This window comes from Achromobacter sp. JD-1, from assembly GCF_038594925.1.
Taxonomy (GTDB): domain Bacteria; phylum Pseudomonadota; class Gammaproteobacteria; order Burkholderiales; family Burkholderiaceae_B; genus Achromobacter; species Achromobacter spanius_C.
In genome coordinates, this window is record NZ_JBCGCS010000011.1 from 43,936 (window position 1) to 63,443 (window position 19,508).

Annotated in this window: 21 protein-coding genes; 7 read left to right on the forward strand and 14 right to left on the reverse strand. The window is 64.6% G+C overall.

Features of this window, described 5'->3' with window-relative positions; translation table 11 throughout:
• Nucleotides 1-16 precede the first annotated feature (16 nt).
• The 3 genes from WBR68_RS17940 to WBR68_RS17950 are packed head-to-tail and all read right to left on the reverse strand — an operon-like array spanning nt 17 to nt 3,228.
• A complete protein-coding gene (locus tag WBR68_RS17940) occupies nt 17-1,189 on the reverse strand; it encodes an L-rhamnonate dehydratase (RefSeq protein WP_230694894.1) in 1,173 nt (390 codons plus the stop codon).
• A gap of 14 nt (nt 1,190-1,203) precedes the next feature.
• Nucleotides 1,204-2,229 carry a 4-hydroxythreonine-4-phosphate dehydrogenase PdxA gene (locus tag WBR68_RS17945; protein ID WP_050445039.1) on the reverse strand — a complete coding sequence of 342 codons (1,026 nt, stop codon included), beginning with the start codon at nt 2,227-2,229 and terminating at the stop codon, nt 1,204-1,206.
• 6 nt (nt 2,230-2,235) lie between these two features.
• Nucleotides 2,236-3,228, reverse strand: coding sequence for a Bug family tripartite tricarboxylate transporter substrate binding protein (locus tag WBR68_RS17950; RefSeq protein WP_050445038.1), 993 nt, complete (start codon nt 3,226-3,228; stop codon nt 2,236-2,238).
• 120 nt (nt 3,229-3,348) lie between these two features.
• Here WBR68_RS17950 and WBR68_RS17955 point away from each other — a divergent pair, with 120 nt between their 5' ends.
• Together WBR68_RS17955 and WBR68_RS17960 are read left to right on the forward strand one after the other, a co-directional pair.
• A complete protein-coding gene (locus tag WBR68_RS17955) occupies nt 3,349-4,290 on the forward strand; it encodes a LysR family transcriptional regulator (RefSeq protein ID WP_050445037.1) in 942 nt (313 codons plus the stop codon).
• A gap of 84 nt (nt 4,291-4,374) precedes the next feature.
• Complete coding sequence (locus WBR68_RS17960; RefSeq protein ID WP_050445036.1) at nt 4,375-4,716, forward strand: zinc ribbon domain-containing protein YjdM; 342 nt, start codon at nt 4,375-4,377, stop codon at nt 4,714-4,716.
• Nucleotides 4,717-4,845: 129 nt separating this feature from the next.
• Here the strand turns inward: WBR68_RS17960 and WBR68_RS17965 are convergent, their stop codons facing one another.
• The 10 genes from WBR68_RS17965 to WBR68_RS18010 all read right to left on the reverse strand — a co-directional run bounded on the left by WBR68_RS17965 (nt 4,846) and on the right by WBR68_RS18010 (nt 13,030).
• Nucleotides 4,846-5,082, reverse strand: coding sequence for a hypothetical protein (locus WBR68_RS17965; RefSeq protein ID WP_050445035.1), 237 nt, complete (start codon nt 5,080-5,082; stop codon nt 4,846-4,848).
• A gap of 15 nt (nt 5,083-5,097) precedes the next feature.
• Complete coding sequence (locus WBR68_RS17970; protein WP_083447215.1) at nt 5,098-5,334, reverse strand: FixH family protein; 237 nt, start codon at nt 5,332-5,334, stop codon at nt 5,098-5,100.
• 18 nt (nt 5,335-5,352) lie between these two features.
• Nucleotides 5,353-6,843, reverse strand: a complete 1,491-nt coding sequence (gene ccoG, locus WBR68_RS17975) for a cytochrome c oxidase accessory protein CcoG (RefSeq protein ID WP_127185100.1) — start codon at nt 6,841-6,843, stop codon at nt 5,353-5,355.
• Nucleotides 6,844-6,921: 78 nt separating this feature from the next.
• Nucleotides 6,922-7,911 (reverse strand): cytochrome-c oxidase, cbb3-type subunit III, encoded by a 990-nt coding sequence (gene ccoP, locus WBR68_RS17980; protein WP_050445032.1) that lies wholly within the window; start codon nt 7,909-7,911, stop codon nt 6,922-6,924.
• Nucleotides 7,908-8,084 carry a cbb3-type cytochrome oxidase subunit 3 gene (locus WBR68_RS17985; RefSeq protein ID WP_050445031.1) on the reverse strand — a complete coding sequence of 59 codons (177 nt, stop codon included), beginning with the start codon at nt 8,082-8,084 and terminating at the stop codon, nt 7,908-7,910. Before WBR68_RS17985 ends, ccoP begins: the two co-directional genes overlap by 4 nt.
• Before the next feature lie 2 nt (nt 8,085-8,086).
• Complete coding sequence (gene ccoO, locus WBR68_RS17990) at nt 8,087-8,851, reverse strand: cytochrome-c oxidase, cbb3-type subunit II (protein WP_127185102.1); 765 nt, start codon at nt 8,849-8,851, stop codon at nt 8,087-8,089.
• Nucleotides 8,852-8,861: 10 nt separating this feature from the next.
• A complete protein-coding gene (gene ccoN / locus WBR68_RS17995; protein ID WP_050445030.1) occupies nt 8,862-10,367 on the reverse strand; it encodes a cytochrome-c oxidase, cbb3-type subunit I in 1,506 nt (501 codons plus the stop codon).
• A 137-nt stretch (nt 10,368-10,504) separates the two neighbouring features.
• Nucleotides 10,505-10,675: a cbb3-type cytochrome oxidase assembly protein CcoS gene (ccoS, locus tag WBR68_RS18000; protein WP_083447214.1), complete on the reverse strand. Its 171-nt coding sequence runs from the start codon at nt 10,673-10,675 to the stop codon at nt 10,505-10,507.
• A complete protein-coding gene (locus WBR68_RS18005) occupies nt 10,672-11,661 on the reverse strand; it encodes a P-type ATPase (protein WP_230694895.1) in 990 nt (329 codons plus the stop codon). Before WBR68_RS18005 ends, ccoS begins: the two co-directional genes overlap by 4 nt.
• A gap of 100 nt (nt 11,662-11,761) precedes the next feature.
• Nucleotides 11,762-13,030: an adenosylmethionine--8-amino-7-oxononanoate transaminase gene (locus WBR68_RS18010; RefSeq protein WP_230694896.1), complete on the reverse strand. Its 1,269-nt coding sequence runs from the start codon at nt 13,028-13,030 to the stop codon at nt 11,762-11,764.
• Between the two features lie 149 nt (nt 13,031-13,179).
• On the opposite strand from WBR68_RS18010, the gene WBR68_RS18015 reads away from it, so the two are divergent.
• The 4 genes from WBR68_RS18015 to WBR68_RS18030 are packed head-to-tail and all read left to right on the forward strand — an operon-like array spanning nt 13,180 to nt 16,758.
• Entirely contained in the window at nt 13,180-14,367 is a 1,188-nt protein-coding gene (locus WBR68_RS18015) for an aminotransferase class I/II-fold pyridoxal phosphate-dependent enzyme (RefSeq protein ID WP_230694897.1), read from the forward strand.
• Nucleotides 14,364-15,029, forward strand: coding sequence for an alpha/beta fold hydrolase (locus WBR68_RS18020; protein WP_230694898.1), 666 nt, complete (start codon nt 14,364-14,366; stop codon nt 15,027-15,029). The genes WBR68_RS18015 and WBR68_RS18020 overlap by 4 nt, the downstream gene beginning before the upstream one ends.
• Nucleotides 15,029-16,465, forward strand: a complete 1,437-nt coding sequence (gene bioD, locus WBR68_RS18025) for a dethiobiotin synthase (protein ID WP_230694899.1) — start codon at nt 15,029-15,031, stop codon at nt 16,463-16,465. Before WBR68_RS18020 ends, bioD begins: the two co-directional genes overlap by 1 nt.
• A 53-nt stretch (nt 16,466-16,518) precedes the next feature.
• Complete coding sequence (locus WBR68_RS18030; RefSeq protein ID WP_230694900.1) at nt 16,519-16,758, forward strand: ribbon-helix-helix domain-containing protein; 240 nt, start codon at nt 16,519-16,521, stop codon at nt 16,756-16,758.
• Nucleotides 16,759-17,016: 258 nt separating this feature from the next.
• On the opposite strand, the gene aceA is transcribed toward WBR68_RS18030, so the two are convergent.
• A complete protein-coding gene (gene aceA, locus WBR68_RS18035) occupies nt 17,017-18,336 on the reverse strand; it encodes an isocitrate lyase (protein ID WP_050448443.1) in 1,320 nt (439 codons plus the stop codon).
• A 321-nt stretch (nt 18,337-18,657) separates the two neighbouring features.
• Between aceA and queF the strand changes: the two genes are divergently transcribed.
• Complete coding sequence (gene queF / locus WBR68_RS18040) at nt 18,658-19,482, forward strand: NADPH-dependent 7-cyano-7-deazaguanine reductase QueF (protein ID WP_050448444.1); 825 nt, start codon at nt 18,658-18,660, stop codon at nt 19,480-19,482.
• Nucleotides 19,483-19,508: the final 26 nt, after the last annotated feature.

The window sequence follows — 19,508 nt, forward strand, 5'->3', positions numbered from 1 at the left end:
TCAGGGTCATGGCGGCTTACTCGATGATGTTGAAATCGTTCAGGTATTCGGTCTTCAGCGTCAGCCCCAGGCCCGGCTTGTTGTCATCCAGGTCGATAAACCCTTCCTTGGCCACGGGCTCGCCGTCGAAGATGTAGTAGAACAGCTCGTTGCCGACTTCCACATCGAACATCGGGAAGTACTCGCTCATGGGCGAGGCCAGCGTGCTCATCGTCAGATGGTAGTTATGCATCTGGCCGGCATGCGGAATGACCGGCACGCTGTAGGCTTCGCACAGCGCGTTGATCTTGTGCGCCGCCGTGATGCCGCCCACGCGGTTGGTGTCGTACTGCACCACCGACACGGCCTTCCTGTCCAGCAGTTGCTTGAAGCCATACAGCGAAAATTCGTGCTCGCCGCCCGAGATCGGAATCGAGGTCAGTTGGTTCAGCTCGGCGTAGCCGTCGATGTCATCCGCAATGACGGGTTCTTCCAGCCAGCGCGGCTCAAACTTTTCAAGCTTGGGCAGGATGCGCTTGGCATATTCCAGGTTCCAGCCCATATAGCATTCCAGCATCAGATCGGTGTCGTAGCCGATGACTTCGCGTATGGCCTCCACCGATTTCAGGTTCTCGACGACGCCCTTCTGAAGATGCGCGGGCCCATAGCCAAAGCGCATCTTGAACGCGGTAAAGCCCTGGTCCAGATAGGTCTGCGCTTCTTCCTGCATGGCTTTCAGGTCGGTGCGGTACAGCTTGGAGTAATAGACGGGAATCTTCTCCTTGGTGCGCCCGCCCAGCAGCTTGAAAACGGGCTTGCCCACCGACTTGCCCAGAATGTCCCAGATAGCCAGATCCACGCCTGAAATCGCCGCCATCGTCACGCCCTTGCGGCCCCAGGCATGCGTGGCGCGGTACATGCGCTGCCACAGGTATTCGTAGTCCCAGGGGTCTTGCCCCACCACCAGGGGCGCCAGGTATTGGTCGATGATGGCCTTGGCCACGCGCGGGGCCAGCGCCACATTGCCCAGCCCGACGATGCCGTCGTCGGTTTCCACTTCCACCACCGTCCAGCCATGAAAGCGGAACGTGCTCATGGTTTCCTCGCGTGAATACAGCAGGTCCATGGCGTTGGAGCAGAAGTTGCCTTGCGGCGGCACGGTCTTGCCGGTCCATTCAAAGACACGGGCGCGGACGGATTTGATCTTCATGGTGTGGTCCCTGTTCAAACAAGAGAGGTTCGGTGCGATGCGCCCATGCGGCAGGCAATCAGGAACGCCTGCCAGGTGGCGTCCACATTGGCGCGGCCCTGGCCCGCGATGTCGTAAGCGGTGCCGTGCGCAGGCGTGGTGATGGGAATGGGCAGGCCGCCCTGCACCGTCACGCCGCGCGAGAAGCCCAGCAGCTTGATCGCGATCTGCCCCTGGTCGTGATACATGGTGACAATCGCCTGGAACTCGCCGGCCTGCGCCTTCAGGAAGATCGTGTCGGCGGGAAAGGGCCCGGCGATAGGCAGCCCTTCCTGATTCATCTGCCGCACGGCGGGTTCGATGATGTCGACCTCTTCGCGCCCGCAAGTGCCGCCGTCGCCGCCGTGCGGGTTGAACGCCGCCACCGCCACGCGCGGCTGGGCGATGCCGTTGGCTTGCAGTGACCGATAGATCAGGCGCGTGGCGGCCTTGATGCCTTCGATGCTGAGCGCCGCCGCGGCGTCCTTGAGCGGAATGTGCGACGACACGCGCGACGTCCACAGATCGCCCAGCGTATTGAATTCACAGAAGTAGCCCGTCACGCCCAGGTACTGCGCAAAGTGATGCAGCTCGTCGTCGTGCTTCAAGCCGCCCTGCTTCATGGCGAATTTGTTCAGGGGCGCAAAACAGATGGCGTCGATATGCCCGTCGCGCGCCGCGTCCATGCAAGCGTCAAGCACTTGCAGCACCGACGCGCCGCCGGGCGCCTGGGCTTGGCCCACCGTTACCTGCTCGGGCCGGACCGTGTCCATGGCCAGCCAGGCGGGCTGGCGGGTATCGGCGCGGCTCCGCACGGCGGCCATGCTGTCCACGGTTTGGGTCGGCACCTGCACGCCGGCTACGCGCTGGCCCTCGCGCCAGAGCCAGGCGTCGCCCACCAGCACGATGTTGGCGCGCTCGCACGCTTCAGGCCGGGCCAACAGGCGGGCGATGAGTTCGGCGCCGATGCCGGCCGGGTCGCCCAGGGTCAGGGCGATGACGGGTTTTTGCTGCGTGTCCATGTCAGGTCATTCCACGGAAATATTGTTTTTCTTGATGATGTCGGCGTAGCGCTGGTTCTCAGCGGCATGGAACTGCGCGAACTGCGCCTGGCTCATCGGGGTGATGTCCGCGCCGATCGCCAGCAGCCGGGCCTGCGTTTCAGGCAGGGCCAGAATCTGGTTCACGTCGTCGTGAATGCGCGTCTGGATGGCGGCGGGCGTGTTGGCGGGCATGTAGATGCCGTACCAGGCGCTCATCTCCACGCCCGGCACGCCGGCCTCGGCCATGGTGGGCACATCGGGAAGCTGGGGATTGCGGCGGGCGCTCAGCACCGCCAGCGCGCGCACCTTGCCGCTCTTGATGTGCGGAATGACGGACGACGCGGTTTCAAACGCAATCTGCACCTGTCCGCCCATCAGGTCGACCATGGCGGGGCCACTGCCGCGATACGGGATGTGCGTCATCTGCACGCCGGTTGCGTCCTTGAACAGTTCAGCGGCAATGTGCTGCGTGCTGCCCGAGCCGCTGCTGGCGAAATTGAACTCGCCGGGACGGCGCTTGATCAGCGCAATCAGCGCCTGGACGGAATCAGCCGGCACCTGGTTATTGACCACCAGGATGTTCGGCACCGCCCCCACGAACACCACCGGCGTCAGGTCGCGGTCATTGTCGTAACCCAGCTTGAGCAGATGCGGGGCAATGGCGTGGGCGGTGGATACCCCCATGACCATGGTGTGCTTGTCGGCCGACTTCGCCGCCTGGTCCGCCGCCAGCGTGTTGGAGGCGCCCGGCTTGTTCTCCACGACGACGGTCTGGTTGAGCATCGGCCCCAGGCGGTCGGCCACGGCGCGCGCCATGGCGTCGGTGCCGCCGCCGGGCGCGGAGCCCACCAGCAGGCGCAGCGGTTTGTTGGGCCAGTCGGCGTTTTGCGCCTGGGCGGGCGCCAGGGTTGCGAGGCACAGCGCGGCGGCCGCCAGGGCGAGCACAGCGCGGATGTCGCGGATATCACGGATCTTCATGGTTTGTCTCCTTGATGTTTCTTCGCCGCTTACGGCTTTGTTGTGAAGCCATCTTAGAAACATCGGCTGTTTCCGTAAAATGAAACTTTTGCACCAACCGTTCACCACAGGCGATCAATCATGGACCGCAATTTGAATGTTCCCGCCCTGCTCTCGCGGCTGCGCATGCGCCAGATCGTGCTGTTGCTGGCCATTGATGAACGCGGCACGCTGCGGGCGGCGGCGTCGCAACTGAACATGACCCAATCGGCGGCCAGCAAAATGCTGCACGAACTGGAATTGGCGCTGGGGCAGCCGCTGTTTGAACGGGTGGGCCGCGGGCTGGCGCTGACACCGGCCGGCGCTTGCGTGATGGGGTATTTCCGGGGCATGCGCGGCACCATGTCGTCGCTGGCGCGCGAGCTCGATGAACTTAGGCTGGGCAGCGCCGGCAAGCTGTTCATCGGCAGCATCATGGCGGCGTCGCCGGGGCATTTGACTGATGCCCTGCTGCGCTTGAAGCAGACGTATCCGCTGCTTGCCGTGGAGATCGCCACCGGCACCAGCGACCTGCTCATCGCGCAATTGAACGAAGGCAAGCTGGACGTGGTGATCGGGCGCATGCTGACCCTGTCGGATCGCAACTACGTGTTCCGGCCAATCGGCGACGAGGCGCTGTCCGTGATCGCGGCGGTGGACCACCCGCTGGCTTCGCCGCAGGCCGTGCATAAGCGCCTGGACTTCGAGGCGATGCTGGCGTATCCGTGGATTCTGCAACCCCACGGCAGCCCGATGCGCGAGGTGATAGAACAGGAATTCCGGTCGCATAACGTGGCGACGCCGCCGGGGTTGATCGAATCGGCGTCCATTCTGACGACCACCAACCTGGCCATGAAGTCGCACATGCTGGGCGTGATTCCGGAATCGGTCGCCAGCCGGTACGCGGCGCATGGCTTGTTGGCGATCCTGCCCTACCAGATCCGGCAATCGCTGACCGCCTTCGGCAGCATCGTGTCGCGCGACCGCCCGTTAAGCGCGGCCGGACAACATTTTGTCGACCTGCTGCACGATATTCAACGATGATGGGCGCGTTTTAGGCGAAATTTTGACGCTGCGGGACGTACAATCGCCGATTGCGCAACGCGCGTGATTTATCCGAGGTCTTCCGTGAGTGCATTACCCGCCTGTCCCGCCTGCCAATCCGAATACACCTACGAAGACGGCGGCGTCTATATCTGCCCGGAGTGCGCGCATGAGTGGTCGGCCCAGGACACCGCCGCTGTCGTCGAAGAAGCGCGCGTCTACCGGGATTCCGCCGGCAACGTGCTTCAAGACGGCGACACCATCACCGTCATCAAGGACCTGAAGCTCAAGGGTTCCAGCGGCGTGGTGAAGATGGGCACGAAGGTCAAGGGCATCCGCCTGGTCGACAGCGACCACGACATCGATTGCAAGATCGACGGCTTTGGCCAGATGAGCCTGAAGTCGGAATTCGTGAAGAAAATCTGACGCCACGTGCGCACCCCGGGCGGCACTGCGCCGCGCGGGGGGCCGTTCATGACGGCGATTCATAGCGGCCAGATCAAGGCTGGCGTGTCACGGCTGTCCCATCAAGACCCCCTCATCAGAACCGCGGCATCAAAGGTCTTCGTCTTCCGCCGCCTTGGGCATCAGGTAGGCCGTGAGCGTGCTGGACATACCCGCCATCACCCACAGCACGAAGAACGACACCGTATAAAAGCCCATGCGTCCCGTGGGCACGTACCCGAAGATCGCCACATCCAAGGGGTCAATCAGCGCGAATATCAGCGCGCTGCCTATCCCGGCCGCCATGAACGACGGCCACAGAATCCACATCAATGCACGCAGGCCCATCTGTGCTCTCCCTGCTCAAGGCTTGGCTTGCGCGGCGCCCGCGCCCTCGCTTGCCTGGGGTGCGGCCTGCTCAATGACCAGGCCGCGCTTGACCACGCCGTCCTGGATAGGCTCGTGGATGAAGTTGCTGTAGGCGAAGTAGATCGTGATGAAGCATCCGACCATGGCTGCGAACGGGCCAGCCATCAGAATCCAGGGCCAGGGTTCCCGATACCAGGGCTTGGGGGTCGGGGCATGTTGAGCAAGTGTCATGAGCAGTCCTTGGCAGGCTTAGTCGGGTACGTAGAAACTGGCGGCCTCATCGGTATGGATGGAGCGGTTTTCGCCGTCGTGGCCGCGCGCGCGCAGCGTGATGGGGTGGGCGCCGGGTTCAGCGCCCGCGGGCGCGCGGATCACCATGGGCACCAGCTTGTTGGCGGCGGCCGGCACCTCGACCGTGTCCGATCCCTGACGCCCGGCCATCACTTGCAGCCCGGGCATGCCGTCGGCCGACAGACGCAACTGCATGGCGCTGTCCGACGTGTTGATGATCTGCAAGCGGTAGACGTTTTCAATCTGCCCGCCCGCCACTTCGCGACCCAGCGCGCCCCGGTCGCGGATGACGTCCACCCGCAAGGGGTTGCGCATCGCCAACGAGGCAACAAACGCCACGACCAGAATCAGGATCAGCGTGCCGTAGATCAGCACACGCGGGCGCAGCAGATGCGACCGCGCGCTCTGGCTGCTCAGGCCGTCCTGCATGGCGCGGTCCGACGTGTAGCGGATCAGGCCCGGTTCGTACTGCATCTTGTCCATGACTTGTTCGCAGGCGTCAATACAGGCGCCGCAGCCAATGCACATGTATTGCAGGCCGTCGCGGATGTCGATACCCGTGGGGCAGACTTGCACGCACAGGCTGCAATCCACGCAATCGCCCAGGCCAGCCGCCTTGTGATCGACTTTGCGCGAACGCCCGCCGCGCGGGTCGCCCCGGCGCTTGTCATAGGTGACGACGAAGGTGTCCGGGTCCACCATGACGCTCTGGAAGCGGGCATAGGGGCACATGTACTTGCACACCGATTCACGCATGAAGCCGGCGTTGCCCCAAGTGGCGAAGCCGTAGAACAGCATCCAGAACCATTGCCACGGGCCCAGTTGCAGCGTGAACAGTTCATGGCCCAGTTCGCGAATAGGCGCGAAGTAGCCGATGAAGGTGGACCCGGTCCACCAGGCCAGCGCGATCCATAAAAAGTGCTTGGTGATTTTCAGGCGCGCCTTGCGCAGGCTCCACGGCGACTCGTCCAGGCGAATGCGCGCAATGCGGTCGCCTTCGACCTTGCGCTCGATCCACATGAAGATTTCGGTGTAGACGGTTTGCGGACAGGCGTAGCCGCAGAACAAGCGGCCGGCCACGGCAGTGAAGAGGAACAGCGCCAACGCCGAGATCACCAGCAGCACGGCCAGGTACACGACGTCTTGCGGCCATAGCACCAGGCCGAACAGATAGAACTTGCGCGCACCCAGATCGAACAGCACGGCTTGGCGGCCGTTCCATTGCAGCCAGGGCAAGCCGTAGAAGATGAGCTGGGTGATGAATACGAACGCGATGCGCCAGCGGGCGAAGATGCCACTGACGGAGCGCGGATAGATCTTGCTGCGCACGCCTGCCAACGTCTGCTCCAGGGTTTCAGCCCCCGGGCGTGGCGGCCGAGTGTGCGGGCGCCAGGGCGGCGGCTCGCCGCCAGGCGGCGTGCCCACGCTTGCGGTTGACCCATCATCCATATGCTGCTCCGTACGGTAAATCCGATGATGTGGGGTTGGCCGTGCGTGGCCCGCCCCACCTAAGCGCCACTGGCCGGCTTACTTGGCCAGGGGCGCGGTGCCAACAGCCGCGGTGTTGATCGCCGCGGTGTCGACCGCTTGCACGTCTCCCGCACCTTCCGGCTTGTTCGACAGGCCCCACACCCAGGCCGTCAACACCTTGATCTGTTCAGGGTTCAGGATGTGTTCGTGCGCGGGCATGCGGTTGTCGCGGCCGTCCAGGATGGTCTTCACGATAGAGGCTTCCGAAGACCCGTACAGCCACACGTCGTCCGTCAGGTTGGGCGCGCCCATCAACTGATTGCCCTTACCGTCCACGCCGTGGCACGCCACACAGAAGTTGCCAAACTCGCGCTTGCCGCGAAACACGCGGATGGGGTCCGCCGTCAGCCCCGACAGCGAACGCACGTACTGCGCGATGTCGCCCGCCGCCTTCGCATCGATGGCGGACTTCCAGGGCGGCATCACGCCGTGACGGCCTTCCTTGATGGTCTTCATGATGACTTCCGGCGAACCGCCATGCAGCCAGTCGCCATCGGTCAGGTTGGGAAAGCTGGGGCCGCCCTTGGCGTCCGAGCCATGGCATTGCGCGCAGTTGTTCAGGAACAGGCGCTGGCCGATTTCGCGGGCGCCCGCGTCCTGTGCGATCTGCGGCACGGTCATGGTTTCAAAGCGCGCGTAGATGGGGCGCACGGCATCGGCCATCTTGGCCTGGTGCCGCGCCACCTCTTCCGTGCTGCTGTAGCCCAGTTGGCCCTTGTACGAGCCCAGGCCCGGCATGAAGAACAGATAGCCCAGCGCGAACAGGCAGGCCAGCAGGTACATCCACGTCCACCAAGTGGGAACGGGATTGTTCAGTTCGGTCAGGTCGCCGTCCCAGACGTGGCCGGTGTCTTCCACCTGCCCGGCGGCCGGCTTGGCGCCCAGCCAGCGGCGCTGCGTGTACAGCAGCCACACGCACCAGAGCACGCCGCCCACGGCGACCACCGAAATGAAAATCCCCCAGAAGCCATTGACGAAATCGCTCATGATCGATTCGCTCCATCTTGTTGTGCCTGGCCGAATTCATCGGGCAGGGCGAACGGCAACATGGCCGCGTCGCGGTTGGCGCCCTGGCGGCCGCGCGAGCAGGCCCACCAGACGATGCCGAAAAAGGTCGCCATGGAAATGGCGGTAACGATTGCGCTCAGATAAGCCACCATGGTCAGCCTCCGGTGGCGGGTTGCGCCGCGGACTGCGCGGTCGGCTCGGCCGATTCAGCGCCCTTCTTGGCCTGTTCCGCCTTCGTTGCCTCTTCCGCCTTCTTGGCCTCTTCTGCCTTCTTGGCTTCAGCCGCCTGCTTGGCGAGGCGCACACCCACGCCCAGGCTTTGCAGGTAATCCACCAGCGCGTCCTCTTCCGTCTTGCCTTCGATTGCCTTCGGCGCGGCGGCGATCTGCTCGTCGGTGTAGGGCACACCCAGCGTGCGCAAGGCGCGCATGCGCTCGGCCACGTTCTGCCCGGTGATTACCGTCTTTTGCAGCCAGGGATAGGCGGGCATGTTCGATTCCGGCACCACCTTGCGCGGGTCGCGCAGGTGAATGCGGTGCCAATCGTCGGAATAGCGTTCGCCCACGCGCGCCAGGTCTGGCCCGGTGCGCTTGGAGCCCCACAGGAACGGATGGTCGAAGACCGATTCCGCCGCCGTCGAATACGAGCCGTAGCGTTGCACTTCGGCGGCCAGCACGCGCACCTGCTGCGAGTGGCAGCCCACGCAGCCTTCGCGGATGTACACGTCGCGCCCCATCAGCCGCAGCGGGCTGTAGGGTTCGACGCCCGCCACGGGCTGGGTGGTGCTGTGCTGGAAGAACAGCGGAATGATCTGAACCAGGCCCGCGAAGGACACCACCAGGATGCTGGCGATGATCATCCAGCCGATGTTCTTCTCAAGCGTCTGGTGAGAAAAGAAGCCAGTTTTATTGTTGGCCATGATGTCCTCGTCAAGCAGTGGCCGGCACGGCGGGCGCGGCGGGCACGTCGGTCGCTGCGACCGGCGGGCGGGCGGCATGGGGGTCGTCTTCGGGAATGGCGGGGTTGACCGGCAGCGCACCGCGCACCGTCATCCACACGTTCCAGGCCATGACGAACACGCCCGACAGGAACAGCGCGCCGCCCAGCAAACGGATCAGGTAGTACGGCACGCGCGTCTTCAGTTCTTCAACGAAGCTGTAGACCAGAGTGCCGTCGGGTGCGGTATCGCGCCACATCAGACCCTGCTGCACGCCGGCAATCCACATGGCGGCGATGTACAGCACCACGCCGATGGTGGCGATCCAGAAGTGCAGCTCGATGGCCTTCACGCTGTACATCTTTTCGCGGCCATACAGGCGCGGGATCAGGTAGTAGAGCGAGCCGAAGGAAATCATCGCCACCCAACCCAGCGCGCCGGAATGCACGTGGCCGATGGTCCAGTCCGTGTAGTGCGACAGCGAATTGACCGTGCGGATCGACATCATCGACCCTTCAAACGTGGACATGCCGTAGAACGACAGCGCGGTGACCATGAACTTCAGGATCGGGTCGGTGCGCAGCTTGTACCAGGCGCCTTGCAGCGTCATGATGCCGTTGATCATCCCGCCCCAGGACGGCGCCAGCAGAATCAGCGAAAACGTCATGCCCAGCGATTGCGTCCAGTCAGGCAACGACGTGTACAGCAGGTGGTGCGGTCCCGCCCACATGTACGTGAAGGCCAGTGCCCAGAAGTGCACGATGGACAGACGGTACGAATAGATCGGGCGGCCGGCCTGCTTGGGCACGAAGTAATACATCATGCCCAGGAAGCTGGTGGTCAGGAAAAAGCCCACCGCGTTATGGCCGTACCACCACTGCACCATGGCGTCCTGCACGCCGGCGTAAGCCGAGTACGACTTCCACATCGACACCGGCATTTCAATGTTGTTGAAGATGTGCAGGATGGCGATGGTGAGGATGTACGAGCCGAAGAACCAGTTGGCCACGTAGATGTGCTTGGACCGGCGCTTGACGATGGTGCCGAAGAACACGATGGCGTAGGCCACCCAGACCAAGGTGATCAGGATGTCGATGGGCCATTCGAGTTCAGCGTATTCCTTGCTGCTGGTGAAGCCCATCGGCAAGGTGATGGCGGCGGCCACGATGACGATCTGCCAGCCCCAGAACGTGAAGGCGGCAAGCTTGTCGCAGAACAGCCGCGCCTGACAGGTGCGCTGGACGACGTAGTACGACGTCGTGAACAACGCGCTACCGCCAAAGGCGAAAATCACCGCGTTGGTGTGCAGCGGGCGCAGACGGCCGTAGCTGAGCCATGCGGTATCGAAATTCAACTGTGGCCAAATCAGCTGCGCGGCGATAAAAACGCCCACAGCCATGCCGACAATGGCCCAAACCACCGTCATGAGCGCGAACTGCCTCACGATCTTGTAGTTGAAGGTGTCGGCCTTGCTTGCGATTGCGGCGCAATCGTTCATCACCCTTCCCCCAAAGTAACAAATAGCTCCAGGCTTGAATGATGGGACCGGGTTCAGAAGTCGGCGTTGATATGGATCAAGCGCGCGTGGGGCAGCAAGGGAACGCGGCAACGCCGCAACGCATCAGCAAGGGTTTGTTATGAATTAGCGCCGCGGCCAGCGCGGCCGCTGTCGTCATCGCGCAGGATCGCCGTGCCGGCGCTGTCGGTATCGTCGTACTGGCCGTTGAACACGGCCCACCAGAGCGATACGCCGATGGCCAGCACGAACAGCAGCGACAGGGGCAGCAACAAGTACAGGATGGTCATTGCGCAGTTTCCATCCTGGCGGCTTCCAACGCGCCCACGGGGGCAGCACCGCCAGACCAGTCGCGGCGGCACAGGCGCCACGAGTTATAGGCCACCGCCAACGACGACACCAGCATCGTGATGGCGGCCAGCCAGGGCTGCACCCAACCCATCAACGCCAGCGGCGTCATCAGCAGATGCCAGACAAGCGAACCGTACAGGTTCTGCCGCGCCTTGTGACGTGCCTGGCTCAACAGCGCATCCAGCGCGGCGTCGGGCATGGTGGGATGCGCTGCCAGCGCCGAGTGCGCGGACGCCATCGCCGTGGGCACCGCCATCGACATGGCGCAAGGGCAGCTCATGACCAGCAACGCCACCATCACGGGCAGGCTGTGGGCGGGGTCGATATAGGCCCAGCCAATTGCAGCGGCCAGCGCCAACGCCACCTGCGCCAGAACAAAACGCGACGCCAGGCGATCGGCGCGCGCACCCAGGTCCAGCCGCTGCGCCTCAACGCGCTGATGACGCACCCCGCCCGCCGCGCCGCCAAACGATTGCCGGGCGCACAGTTCCAGGTAGCGCGCGGTCAGCAGAAACGCCACGAACATCGTGACGGAATCAAAATAGACTTCGCCGCGCCCCGTCCAGGTGGCGTGCACGCTGGGTATGAACGCAGCCACGATGCCCAGCGCCACCGGCACGTCCATGCCGGCGCGGCCTTGGCGCAGGTTGTCGCCGGCATGGCGCCAGATGGGCCAGGCCGAATACAGCACCACGGGAATGGTCAGCGCGAAGCTGGCCCAGTTCATCAACACGATGGCCCAGTCCAGCGTTTCCAGGGCGTCGGCGGGCATGCTGTCGTGGCGCAGGTAGCCGGGCCAGGCAAACATCATCACCTGCATCATCGCCAGCCAGGCCAGCGACAGGCGCACCAAGGCATGGCGGCGCTGCTGGCGGTCAGTATCTGACAGGCAGGCCGGAACGGCGAAGATCGATTTTGCTCGCATGCGCCGATGGTAACGAGCACCCCCGGCGGCCGCCTTGATCTGGATCAAGCCGCTTTTTGTTGCGGCTTGCCAGGCGTGTCCAGCATGTCCAGAGATCGCATCAAGGGCGTTGCAGTCGCAGTACGGCCACCACCGCGCGAATCAACTCGGCCAGATCGTCGCCATCAATCGTCAGCGCCGGCGTCAGGTACACGACGTTGCCAAAGGGGCGCACCCATACGCCGGCGTCGACCAGCCGGCGCTTCAAAGCTTCGCGGTCGGCGATGCCGTCCAGCTCCACCACGCCGATGGCGCCTAGCACGCGCACGTCGCGCACCCAGGGCAAGTCGCGGCAGGGTTCCAGGCCGGCCGCCAGGGCCTGGGACAGCGCTTGGGCCTGCGCCAACCGGGGTTCGGACTCGAACAGATCCAGCGAGGCATTGGCCGCCGCGCAGGCCAGTGCATTGCCCATGAACGTGGGGCCATGCATCAGCGCGTGCGCCGGGTCGTCGGACCAGAAGGCGTCGAACACCCGGTTGCTGGCCACCGTGGCGGCCAGCGGCAGCGTGCCACCCGTGAGCGCCTTGGACAAGGTGATGATGTCGGGCTTGATGCCGGCCTGCTCAAAGGCGAACATCGTGCCGGTGCGCCCGAAGCCGGTGAAGATTTCGTCGAAGATCAGCAGCAGGCCGTGGCGGTCCGCCAGGCTGCGCAAGCGGCGCAGCACTTCCGAGTCATGCAGCAACATGCCGCCCGCGCCCTGCACCAGCGGCTCGACAAGAATGCCCGCCAATTGCGGCGCGCGCGCTTGCAGGAATTGATCCAGCGCGGCGTAGGCCGCGTCGTCGCGCGGCAGGTCCACGATGTCGTGCTCGGCCAGCATGCCCCGATACAGGCTGTGCATGCCGTCGTCGGGGTCGCACACGGCCATGGTGCCGAACGTGTCCCCGTGATAGCCGCCCCGAAACGCCACAAAGCGGCTGCGGCCGCGCTCGCCCTGGTTCAGCCAGAACTGCACCGCCATTTTCATGGCGACCTCGACCGCCACCGACCCGGAGTCGGTGTAGAAGACGCGGTCCAGCCCCGGCCCCAGCAAGCCGGCCAGGCGGCGCGCCAGCGTGAGTGCGGGCTCGTGAGTCAGGCCGCCAAACATCACATGCGGCATGGCATCCAATTGCGCGCGCACGGCCTGGGCGATGTGCGGGTGGTTGTAACCGTGACAGGCCGTCCACCAGGACGCCACGCCATCGATCAGGCTGTGCCCGTCCGCCAGTTCCAGCCGGCTGCCTTGGCTGCGCACCACGGGCAGCGGCGGCGTCACCGTTTTCATTTGGGCATAGGGAAGCCAGATATGGGCTTGGCCCTGGGCCACCCAGTCGGGCGTGTGCATGGTTGAGCTCCGAAAAAACAGGCGCGGTCGCAGGGGCATTCCTGGCGTCCCGGACCCCGGAAAACGCCGTGCGCGCCTCCACTACAATGGCCCGCATTCTACGGCTTGGCGCGGGCGTTCCCCTTGCCCAGCCGCTGCCGGAACGATTGATGTCTAAGCTGGATTCGCTGTTTCTCTCCGAGTTGGCCGCCGCCGACACCCGCCGCGTACGCCGCCGCCTGCGCACCGCCACGGCCGCGCCGCCCGGGCGCATTGTGCTCAATGGCGCGCCTGTGCTGAACTTTTCCAGCAACGATTACCTGGGCCTGTCCAAGCACCCGCTGCTGATCGAACGCGCCCGGGAATGGACCGCGCGCCATGGCGCGGGCGCGCAAGCGTCGCGGCTGGTCTGCGGCAACCTGGACTTGCACGAACAGGTCGAGGCCAAGCTGGCTCGTCTGAAAGGCACCGAGGCCGCGCTGCTGCTGGCCTCGGGCTGGCAGGCCAACGCCGCCGTGCTGCCCGCCCTGCTGCGCGCCGCCGCCAGCCTGGGCGACATCGAGTTGTACGCGGACAAGCTGAATCACGCCAGCCTGCACCAGGGTTGCCAGGCCGCTGGGGTCAGGCAGATCCGGTTCCGGCATAACGACCTGGATCATCTGGAAAGCCTGCTCGCCGCTCGCGTGCAGACCGGCGCGGGCAAGCCCGTGGCCCGCTTCATCGTTACGGAAAGCGTGTTCAGCATGGACGGCGACCGAACCGACGTTGTCCGGCTGGCGGACCTGGCCGACCGCTATCAAGCCTTTGTTTACCTGGACGAAGCGCATGCCACCGGCGTGCTGGGTCCGGGCGGCATGGGCTTGGCGGGCTTGGCGCCGGAGCGTATCGACCTGGCGATGGGCACGTTCAGCAAGGCGCTGGGCGGATTCGGCGCCTATGTGGCCGGGTCGCGCGCGCTGTGCGACTACTTGATCAACACCTGCTCTGGCTTCATCTACACAACGGCGCTGCCGCCCGCCGTGCTGGGCGCCATGGACGCCGCGCTGGACCTGGTGCCCACGCTGGACGCCGAGCGCGCCCGGCTGACTGCCGCCGGTGACCGGCTGCGCGCCGCGCTGCAAGGCATGGGCCTGGACACGGGCGATTCCTCCACGCAGATCGTGCCCGCCATCGTGGGCGACGAAGCGCGCGCGCTGGACATGGCGGCCGCCCTGGAACGCCGTGGCCTGCTGGCCGTGGCCATCCGCCCGCCCACCGTGCCGGCCGGCACCAGCCGCCTGCGCCTGACGCTCAGCGCCGCGCACCGCGATGCCGACGTCGCGCAACTGATCGATGGCATCAAGGCGGTGCTGGCATGAGCCCCACGCGCCCCACCCTGCTCTTCGTACACGGCTGGGCGTTCGACGCGTCTGTCTGGACGCCGCTGCGCGCCGAGCTTGAAGACTGGCCACAAGCCGTTACCGATGCCGGTTACTTCGGCGCCGCGCAAGCGCCGGCAGCAGCCATCGCCCCCGTCATCGCCATCGGCCATTCGCTGGGCGTGCTGCGCTTGTTGCGGAATCTGCCGTCCCACTGCGTGGGCTTGGTGTCGATCAACGGGTTTCCGCGCTTTGGCGCCGCGCCGGACTTTGACGCCGGGGTGCCGCGCCGTATGCTGGACCGCATGATGAAACGGCTGTCCGCCGACCCCGTCGCCGTCTTGCAAGACTTCCGCGAACGCTGCGGCGATGCTTCCGCCTTCGGTTCGCCGCGCCTGGAACCGCTGGCCCGCGATCTTGAAGCCTTGCGTGACGAAGACCAGCGCAACGCCCTGGCGGCGCTGCCCGTTCCTTTGCTGATCTTGGCCGGACTGGACGACCCCATCGTCCCCCCCACCATGACGCAAGCCGCGTTCGGCGGCCGCGTGGGCGACGAACGGCACGATCTGGAACACGGCGGCCATTTGTTGCCGGTGTCGGCCGCGCCCTGGTGCGCGCGCCATATTGCCGCGTTCATCGACCGCGTGGCGCCTGCCGACTGATGCAAGCCACGCCCCGCAACACCCGGGTCGGCGCCCGCTTCGGCGCGGCTGCCCACCGCTATGAAGACCACGCGCCCATCCAGCGCATAACCGCCGAACGGCTGGCCAGCGATATCGCCTGCCTGCGCTTGCCCGCGCGTCCTCGCATCCTGGAGATCGGTTGCGGCACCGGCTTGCTGACCCAGGCCCTGGCGCGCCGGCTGGGTAAGGCGGACTGGACCATCACCGACATCTCGCCCGCCATGCTCGCCGCCGCCCAGCGCGGCCCGGCGCTACCCGGCACGGCGCGCTTTCAGTTGCTGGATGGCGAACACCCGCAGGGCTTGGATGGCGAGTACGACCTGATCTGCTCCAGCCTGGCCGTGCAGTGGTTCACCGACCTGAACGCCGGCCTGGGCCGCTTGGCTGCGCTACTGGCGCCCGGCGGCCATCTGGCCGTGGCTACGCTGGCCGCCGGCACGTTCGCTGAATGGCAGCACGCGCATCAGGCGGCGGGCTTCGTCGCCGCCACGCCGCCCTACCCGCCGTGCCAGGCCATCCGTCCCGCCATGAACAATCTGACCGGTGGCGTGCGCGGCGAACGGCTGATACAAAATCATCCTGATGGCCTGACTTTCCTGAAGGGCCTGAAAGGCATCGGCGCCACCACGCCCGCGCCCGGACGTCCGCCGCTATCCGCGGCGGCGTTGCGCCGCGTGCTGGCGGCGTTTGACGAACTTGGAGCCTCGGTGACGTATCACCTGGCCTACGGTATGTGGAAAAAATCGACGCTACGCCCCGCCGGGGTTTTCGTGACCGGCACTGACACCGGCATCGGCAAGACGCTGGTGTCCGCCATCCTCGCGCGCGCCTGGAATGCTGATTATTGGAAGCCGGTGCAGACCGGCGTATCCGAAGAACGGGGCGACACCGACACCGTGGCCGAACTGGCGCAACTACCGCCCGAACGCCTGCACCTGCCCGCCTACGTGCTGCAAGCGCCGCTGTCGCCCTGGGCCGCCGCCACGCTGGAAGACACCGTGGTCGACGCCACCACCATCGTGCCCCCCGCCACCACCGCGCCCTTGATCGTGGAAGGCGCGGGCGGCCTGTACGTGCCCATCGACGACACGCACATGATGATCGACCTGATCGCGCGCCTGGACATGCCCGTGGTGCTGGCCGCGCGCAGCGGCCTGGGCACCATCAACCACACGCTGCTCAGCCTGGAAGCCCTGAAGCGCCGTGGCATCCCGATTCTGGGTGTGGTGATGAGCGGCCCGCTGTCCCCCGGCAACAAAGAAGCCATCGAACGCTTCGGCGACGTCCGCGTGCTGGCCGAAATCCCGCCGCTGTCGCACGTCGACGCGGCAACGGTCGCGAGGCTGGCGCAGGGCATTCCGCCTTTGAAGGAATGCCTGGCGGCGCTGGGCGAGGCACCGACGGTGGCGGATTAGGGGTCGGGAAGTACGGCTTTGCCATATTTCGCCAAGGCCCCTAATCTAGGGCGATGGGCACCATAAACATTTCCCTTCCGGACGCGCTGAAATCCTTTGTTGACGAACAAGTCACCGAAAGAGGCCACGGCACCAGCAGCGAGTATGTACGCGAACTCATCCGCAAAGATCAGGATCGGCTTCAGTTGCGAAGCTTGATGCTTGTCGGCGCATCTTCCGCCCCAGCGGCTCCCGCCGACGCCGCCTATTTTTCTGACCTGCGTGCCCGAATCCGCAAAGGCTCCAGGCCGTGAACGACGCCTATGAACGCCTGACCAAGAACGATGTGAAGTACCGCTTCGTGATCGACATGGCCTCGCTTGAGCAAGAGGCCGCCGCCGCCTGACGCGCAAGCGTGCTGGCCTAGGGAAAAAAAAGGGTGCCCGAAGGCACCCCGAATCCACCCTACAACAGCACCTACAACTGCAACTGCAAAGCAATCAATCTTGTCGCCCGGTCAACGGCTTACCGGGCGACGGGTCATGCGGTAGTGCGATAAAGCGATAACGCGATCAAGCCACCTTCTGTTCCTGGCCGTGTTCAAACTGGGCCTCTTCCGTGGAACCGGTCAAGGCGGTGGTTGAAGACTGGCCGTTTTCGATCGTCTGCGTCACGGCGTCGAAGTAGCCGGTGCCCACTTCGCGCTGGTGCTTCACGGCGGTGAAGCCCAAGTCGGCGGCGGCGAATTCCTTCTGCTGCAATTCCACGAAGGCGCTCATCTGGCGGCGGGCATAGCCGTGGGCCAGTTCGAACATGCCGTAGTTCAGCGCATGGAAGCCGGCCAGCGTGATGAACTGGAACTTGTAGCCCATGGCGCCCAGCTCGCGCTGGAACTTGGCGATGGTGCCGTCGTCCAGGTTCTTCTTCCAGTTGAACGAGGGCGAGCAGTTGTACGCCAGCAGCTTGCCCGGGAATTGGCGATGGATGGCGTCCGCGAATTTGCGGGCGTATTCCAGGTTGGGCGTGGACGTTTCGCACCAGATCAAATCGGCGTAAGGCGCATAGGCCAGGCCGCGCGAGATGGCTTGGTCGATGCCGGCCTTGGTGCGGAAGAAGCCTTCCACGGTGCGCTCGCCGGTGATGAACGGGCGGTCGTTTTCGTCGACGTCGCTGGTCACCAGGTCAGCCGCGTCGGCATCGGTGCGGGCCAGCAGCACGGTGGGCGTGCCCATCGTGTCGGCGGCCAGGCGGGCCGACACCAGCTTGGCAACGGCCTCGCGGGTGGGCACCAGCACCTTGCCGCCCATGTGGCCGCACTTCTTCACCGACGCCAATTGGTCTTCAAAGTGCACGCCGGCGGCGCCCGCGTCGATCATGGCCTTCATCAGTTCAAAGGCGTTCAACACGCCGCCGAAACCGGCTTCGGCATCGGCCACGATGGGCGCGAAATAATCGATATAGCCCTCGTCGCCCGGGTTCTTGCCTTCCATCCACTGGATCTGGTCGCAGCGCGCCAGTGAATTATTGATGCGGCGAACCACTTGCGGCACCGAGTTGGCGGGGTACAGCGATTGGTCGGGGTACATCTCGCCGGCCAGGTTGGCGTCACCGGCCACTTGCCAGCCCGACAGGTAGATGGCCTTCAAGCCGGCCTTGACCTGCTGCATGGCCTGGTTGCCGGTCAGGGCGCCCAGCGAATTCACGAAGGGTTCGCTATGCAGGGATTCCCACAGGCGGGTCGCGCCACGTTCGGCCAGCGTGTGCTGCACGCTGATCGAGCCGCGCAGGCGGATGACATCTTCAGCGCTGTAGTCGCGCTTGATGCCTTGCCAGCGGCTGTTCTCGGCCCAGTCTTTCTGCAAATTGCGGATTTCGGTTTCGCGAGTGCTCATGGTGTTGCTCCTGGTCAGTGATGGGAAGACTTCAAAAGATTCGCGTCTTGCATTGCGTGAATCGTTGGAGAAAGTCTATGCCTGTGCTGCAGGGCAATGTGGGCTTATGTCTTATAGAAGATGAAAAATGTTTTTCTTTAAAATCAATGAATTAAAACTTCCATTTCGTATTGCGGAATGAATTTGCCATCTGTGAAATGCGCTTTGGTTGCGCAGCAGCAGGAACTTTCACATGACGAGACTTACATTTCATAATGCGGAAATTCGGCGCTTTTTGCAGCGCCTACAATGCCGTCATTCCCCCGAATTTCTTGATTTGCCATGACCCTGTCTCACGGCCCCCTGGGCCAAAGCGTGGCCTACGCCTCGCAATACGATCCCTCGCTGCTTTTTCCCATCGCCCGTTCGCATAACCGTGCGGCGCTGAACCTGGAAGCCGGCAAGCTGCCCTTTAGGGGCGTGGATATCTGGAACGCCTACGAGCTGTCCTGGCTGGACGCCAAGGGCAAGCCGCGCGTGGCCATGGCCACGTTCTCGGTGCCGGCCGACAGCCCCAACATCATTGAATCCAAGTCATTCAAGCTCTATCTGAATTCGTTCAACCAGACGCGCCTGGTGAATTCGGCGGCCCTGCGCGGGCGCCTGGAACGCGACCTGAGCGCCGCCGCGGGCGCTCCCGTTGGCCTGGACTTCTTCCTGCCGCAACGTTTTTCCGAACTGCGCATGGGAGAGTTGGACGGCATCTATATCGACAAGCTGGACGTTGAGATCGACACCTACGAGCCCGCGCCCGAAGTGCTGCGCACCCGGCCCGGCGACGTGGTCGAAGAAACGCTGGCCTCGCGCCTGTTGAAGTCCAACTGCCCGGTGACCGGCCAGCCCGATTGGGCCAGCGTGCAGATCCGCTACCGGGGCGCCCCCATCGACCGCGAATCGCTGCTACGCTACGTGGTGTCGTTCCGCCAGCACGCTGAATTCCACGAGCACTGCGTGGAACGCATCTTCAGCGACATCATGCAGGCCTGCGCCCCCGAACACCTGACCGTGTACGCACGCTACACGCGCCGCGGCGGACTGGACATCAACCCCTGGCGCAGCAACGTGGAAACCGCGCCCCCAGCCGACGTGCGCACGGTTCGGCAATAAATGCATTGGTGCACCGCGGCACCTAT

Excerpts from the sequence above, each read along its gene's own strand:
- WBR68_RS17940 (WP_230694894.1), bottom strand. The coding sequence starts at position 1,189 with ATGAAGATCAAATCCGTCCGCGCCCGTGTCTTTGAATGGACCGGCAAG.
- WBR68_RS17945 (WP_050445039.1), bottom strand. The coding sequence starts at position 2,229 with ATGGACACGCAGCAAAAACCCGTCATCGCCCTGACCCTGGGCGACCCG.
- WBR68_RS17950 (WP_050445038.1), bottom strand. The coding sequence starts at position 3,228 with ATGAAGATCCGTGATATCCGCGACATCCGCGCTGTGCTCGCCCTGGCG.
- WBR68_RS17955 (WP_050445037.1), top strand. The coding sequence starts at position 3,349 with ATGGACCGCAATTTGAATGTTCCCGCCCTGCTCTCGCGGCTGCGCATG.
- WBR68_RS17965 (WP_050445035.1), bottom strand. The coding sequence starts at position 5,082 with ATGGGCCTGCGTGCATTGATGTGGATTCTGTGGCCGTCGTTCATGGCG.
- WBR68_RS17970 (WP_083447215.1), bottom strand. The coding sequence starts at position 5,334 with ATGACACTTGCTCAACATGCCCCGACCCCCAAGCCCTGGTATCGGGAA.
- ccoG (WP_127185100.1), bottom strand. The coding sequence starts at position 6,843 with ATGGATGATGGGTCAACCGCAAGCGTGGGCACGCCGCCTGGCGGCGAG.
- ccoP (WP_050445032.1), bottom strand. The coding sequence starts at position 7,911 with ATGAGCGATTTCGTCAATGGCTTCTGGGGGATTTTCATTTCGGTGGTC.
- WBR68_RS17985 (WP_050445031.1), bottom strand. The coding sequence starts at position 8,084 with ATGGTGGCTTATCTGAGCGCAATCGTTACCGCCATTTCCATGGCGACC.
- ccoO (WP_127185102.1), bottom strand. The coding sequence starts at position 8,851 with ATGGCCAACAATAAAACTGGCTTCTTTTCTCACCAGACGCTTGAGAAG.
- ccoN (WP_050445030.1), bottom strand. The coding sequence starts at position 10,367 with ATGAACGATTGCGCCGCAATCGCAAGCAAGGCCGACACCTTCAACTAC.
- ccoS (WP_083447214.1), bottom strand. The coding sequence starts at position 10,675 with ATGACCATCCTGTACTTGTTGCTGCCCCTGTCGCTGCTGTTCGTGCTG.
- WBR68_RS18005 (WP_230694895.1), bottom strand. The coding sequence starts at position 11,661 with ATGCGAGCAAAATCGATCTTCGCCGTTCCGGCCTGCCTGTCAGATACT.
- WBR68_RS18010 (WP_230694896.1), bottom strand. The coding sequence starts at position 13,030 with ATGCACACGCCCGACTGGGTGGCCCAGGGCCAAGCCCATATCTGGCTT.
- WBR68_RS18015 (WP_230694897.1), top strand. The coding sequence starts at position 13,180 with ATGTCTAAGCTGGATTCGCTGTTTCTCTCCGAGTTGGCCGCCGCCGAC.
- WBR68_RS18020 (WP_230694898.1), top strand. The coding sequence starts at position 14,364 with ATGAGCCCCACGCGCCCCACCCTGCTCTTCGTACACGGCTGGGCGTTC.
- bioD (WP_230694899.1), top strand. The coding sequence starts at position 15,029 with ATGCAAGCCACGCCCCGCAACACCCGGGTCGGCGCCCGCTTCGGCGCG.
- WBR68_RS18030 (WP_230694900.1), top strand. The coding sequence starts at position 16,519 with ATGGGCACCATAAACATTTCCCTTCCGGACGCGCTGAAATCCTTTGTT.
- aceA (WP_050448443.1), bottom strand. The coding sequence starts at position 18,336 with ATGAGCACTCGCGAAACCGAAATCCGCAATTTGCAGAAAGACTGGGCC.
- queF (WP_050448444.1), top strand. The coding sequence starts at position 18,658 with ATGACCCTGTCTCACGGCCCCCTGGGCCAAAGCGTGGCCTACGCCTCG.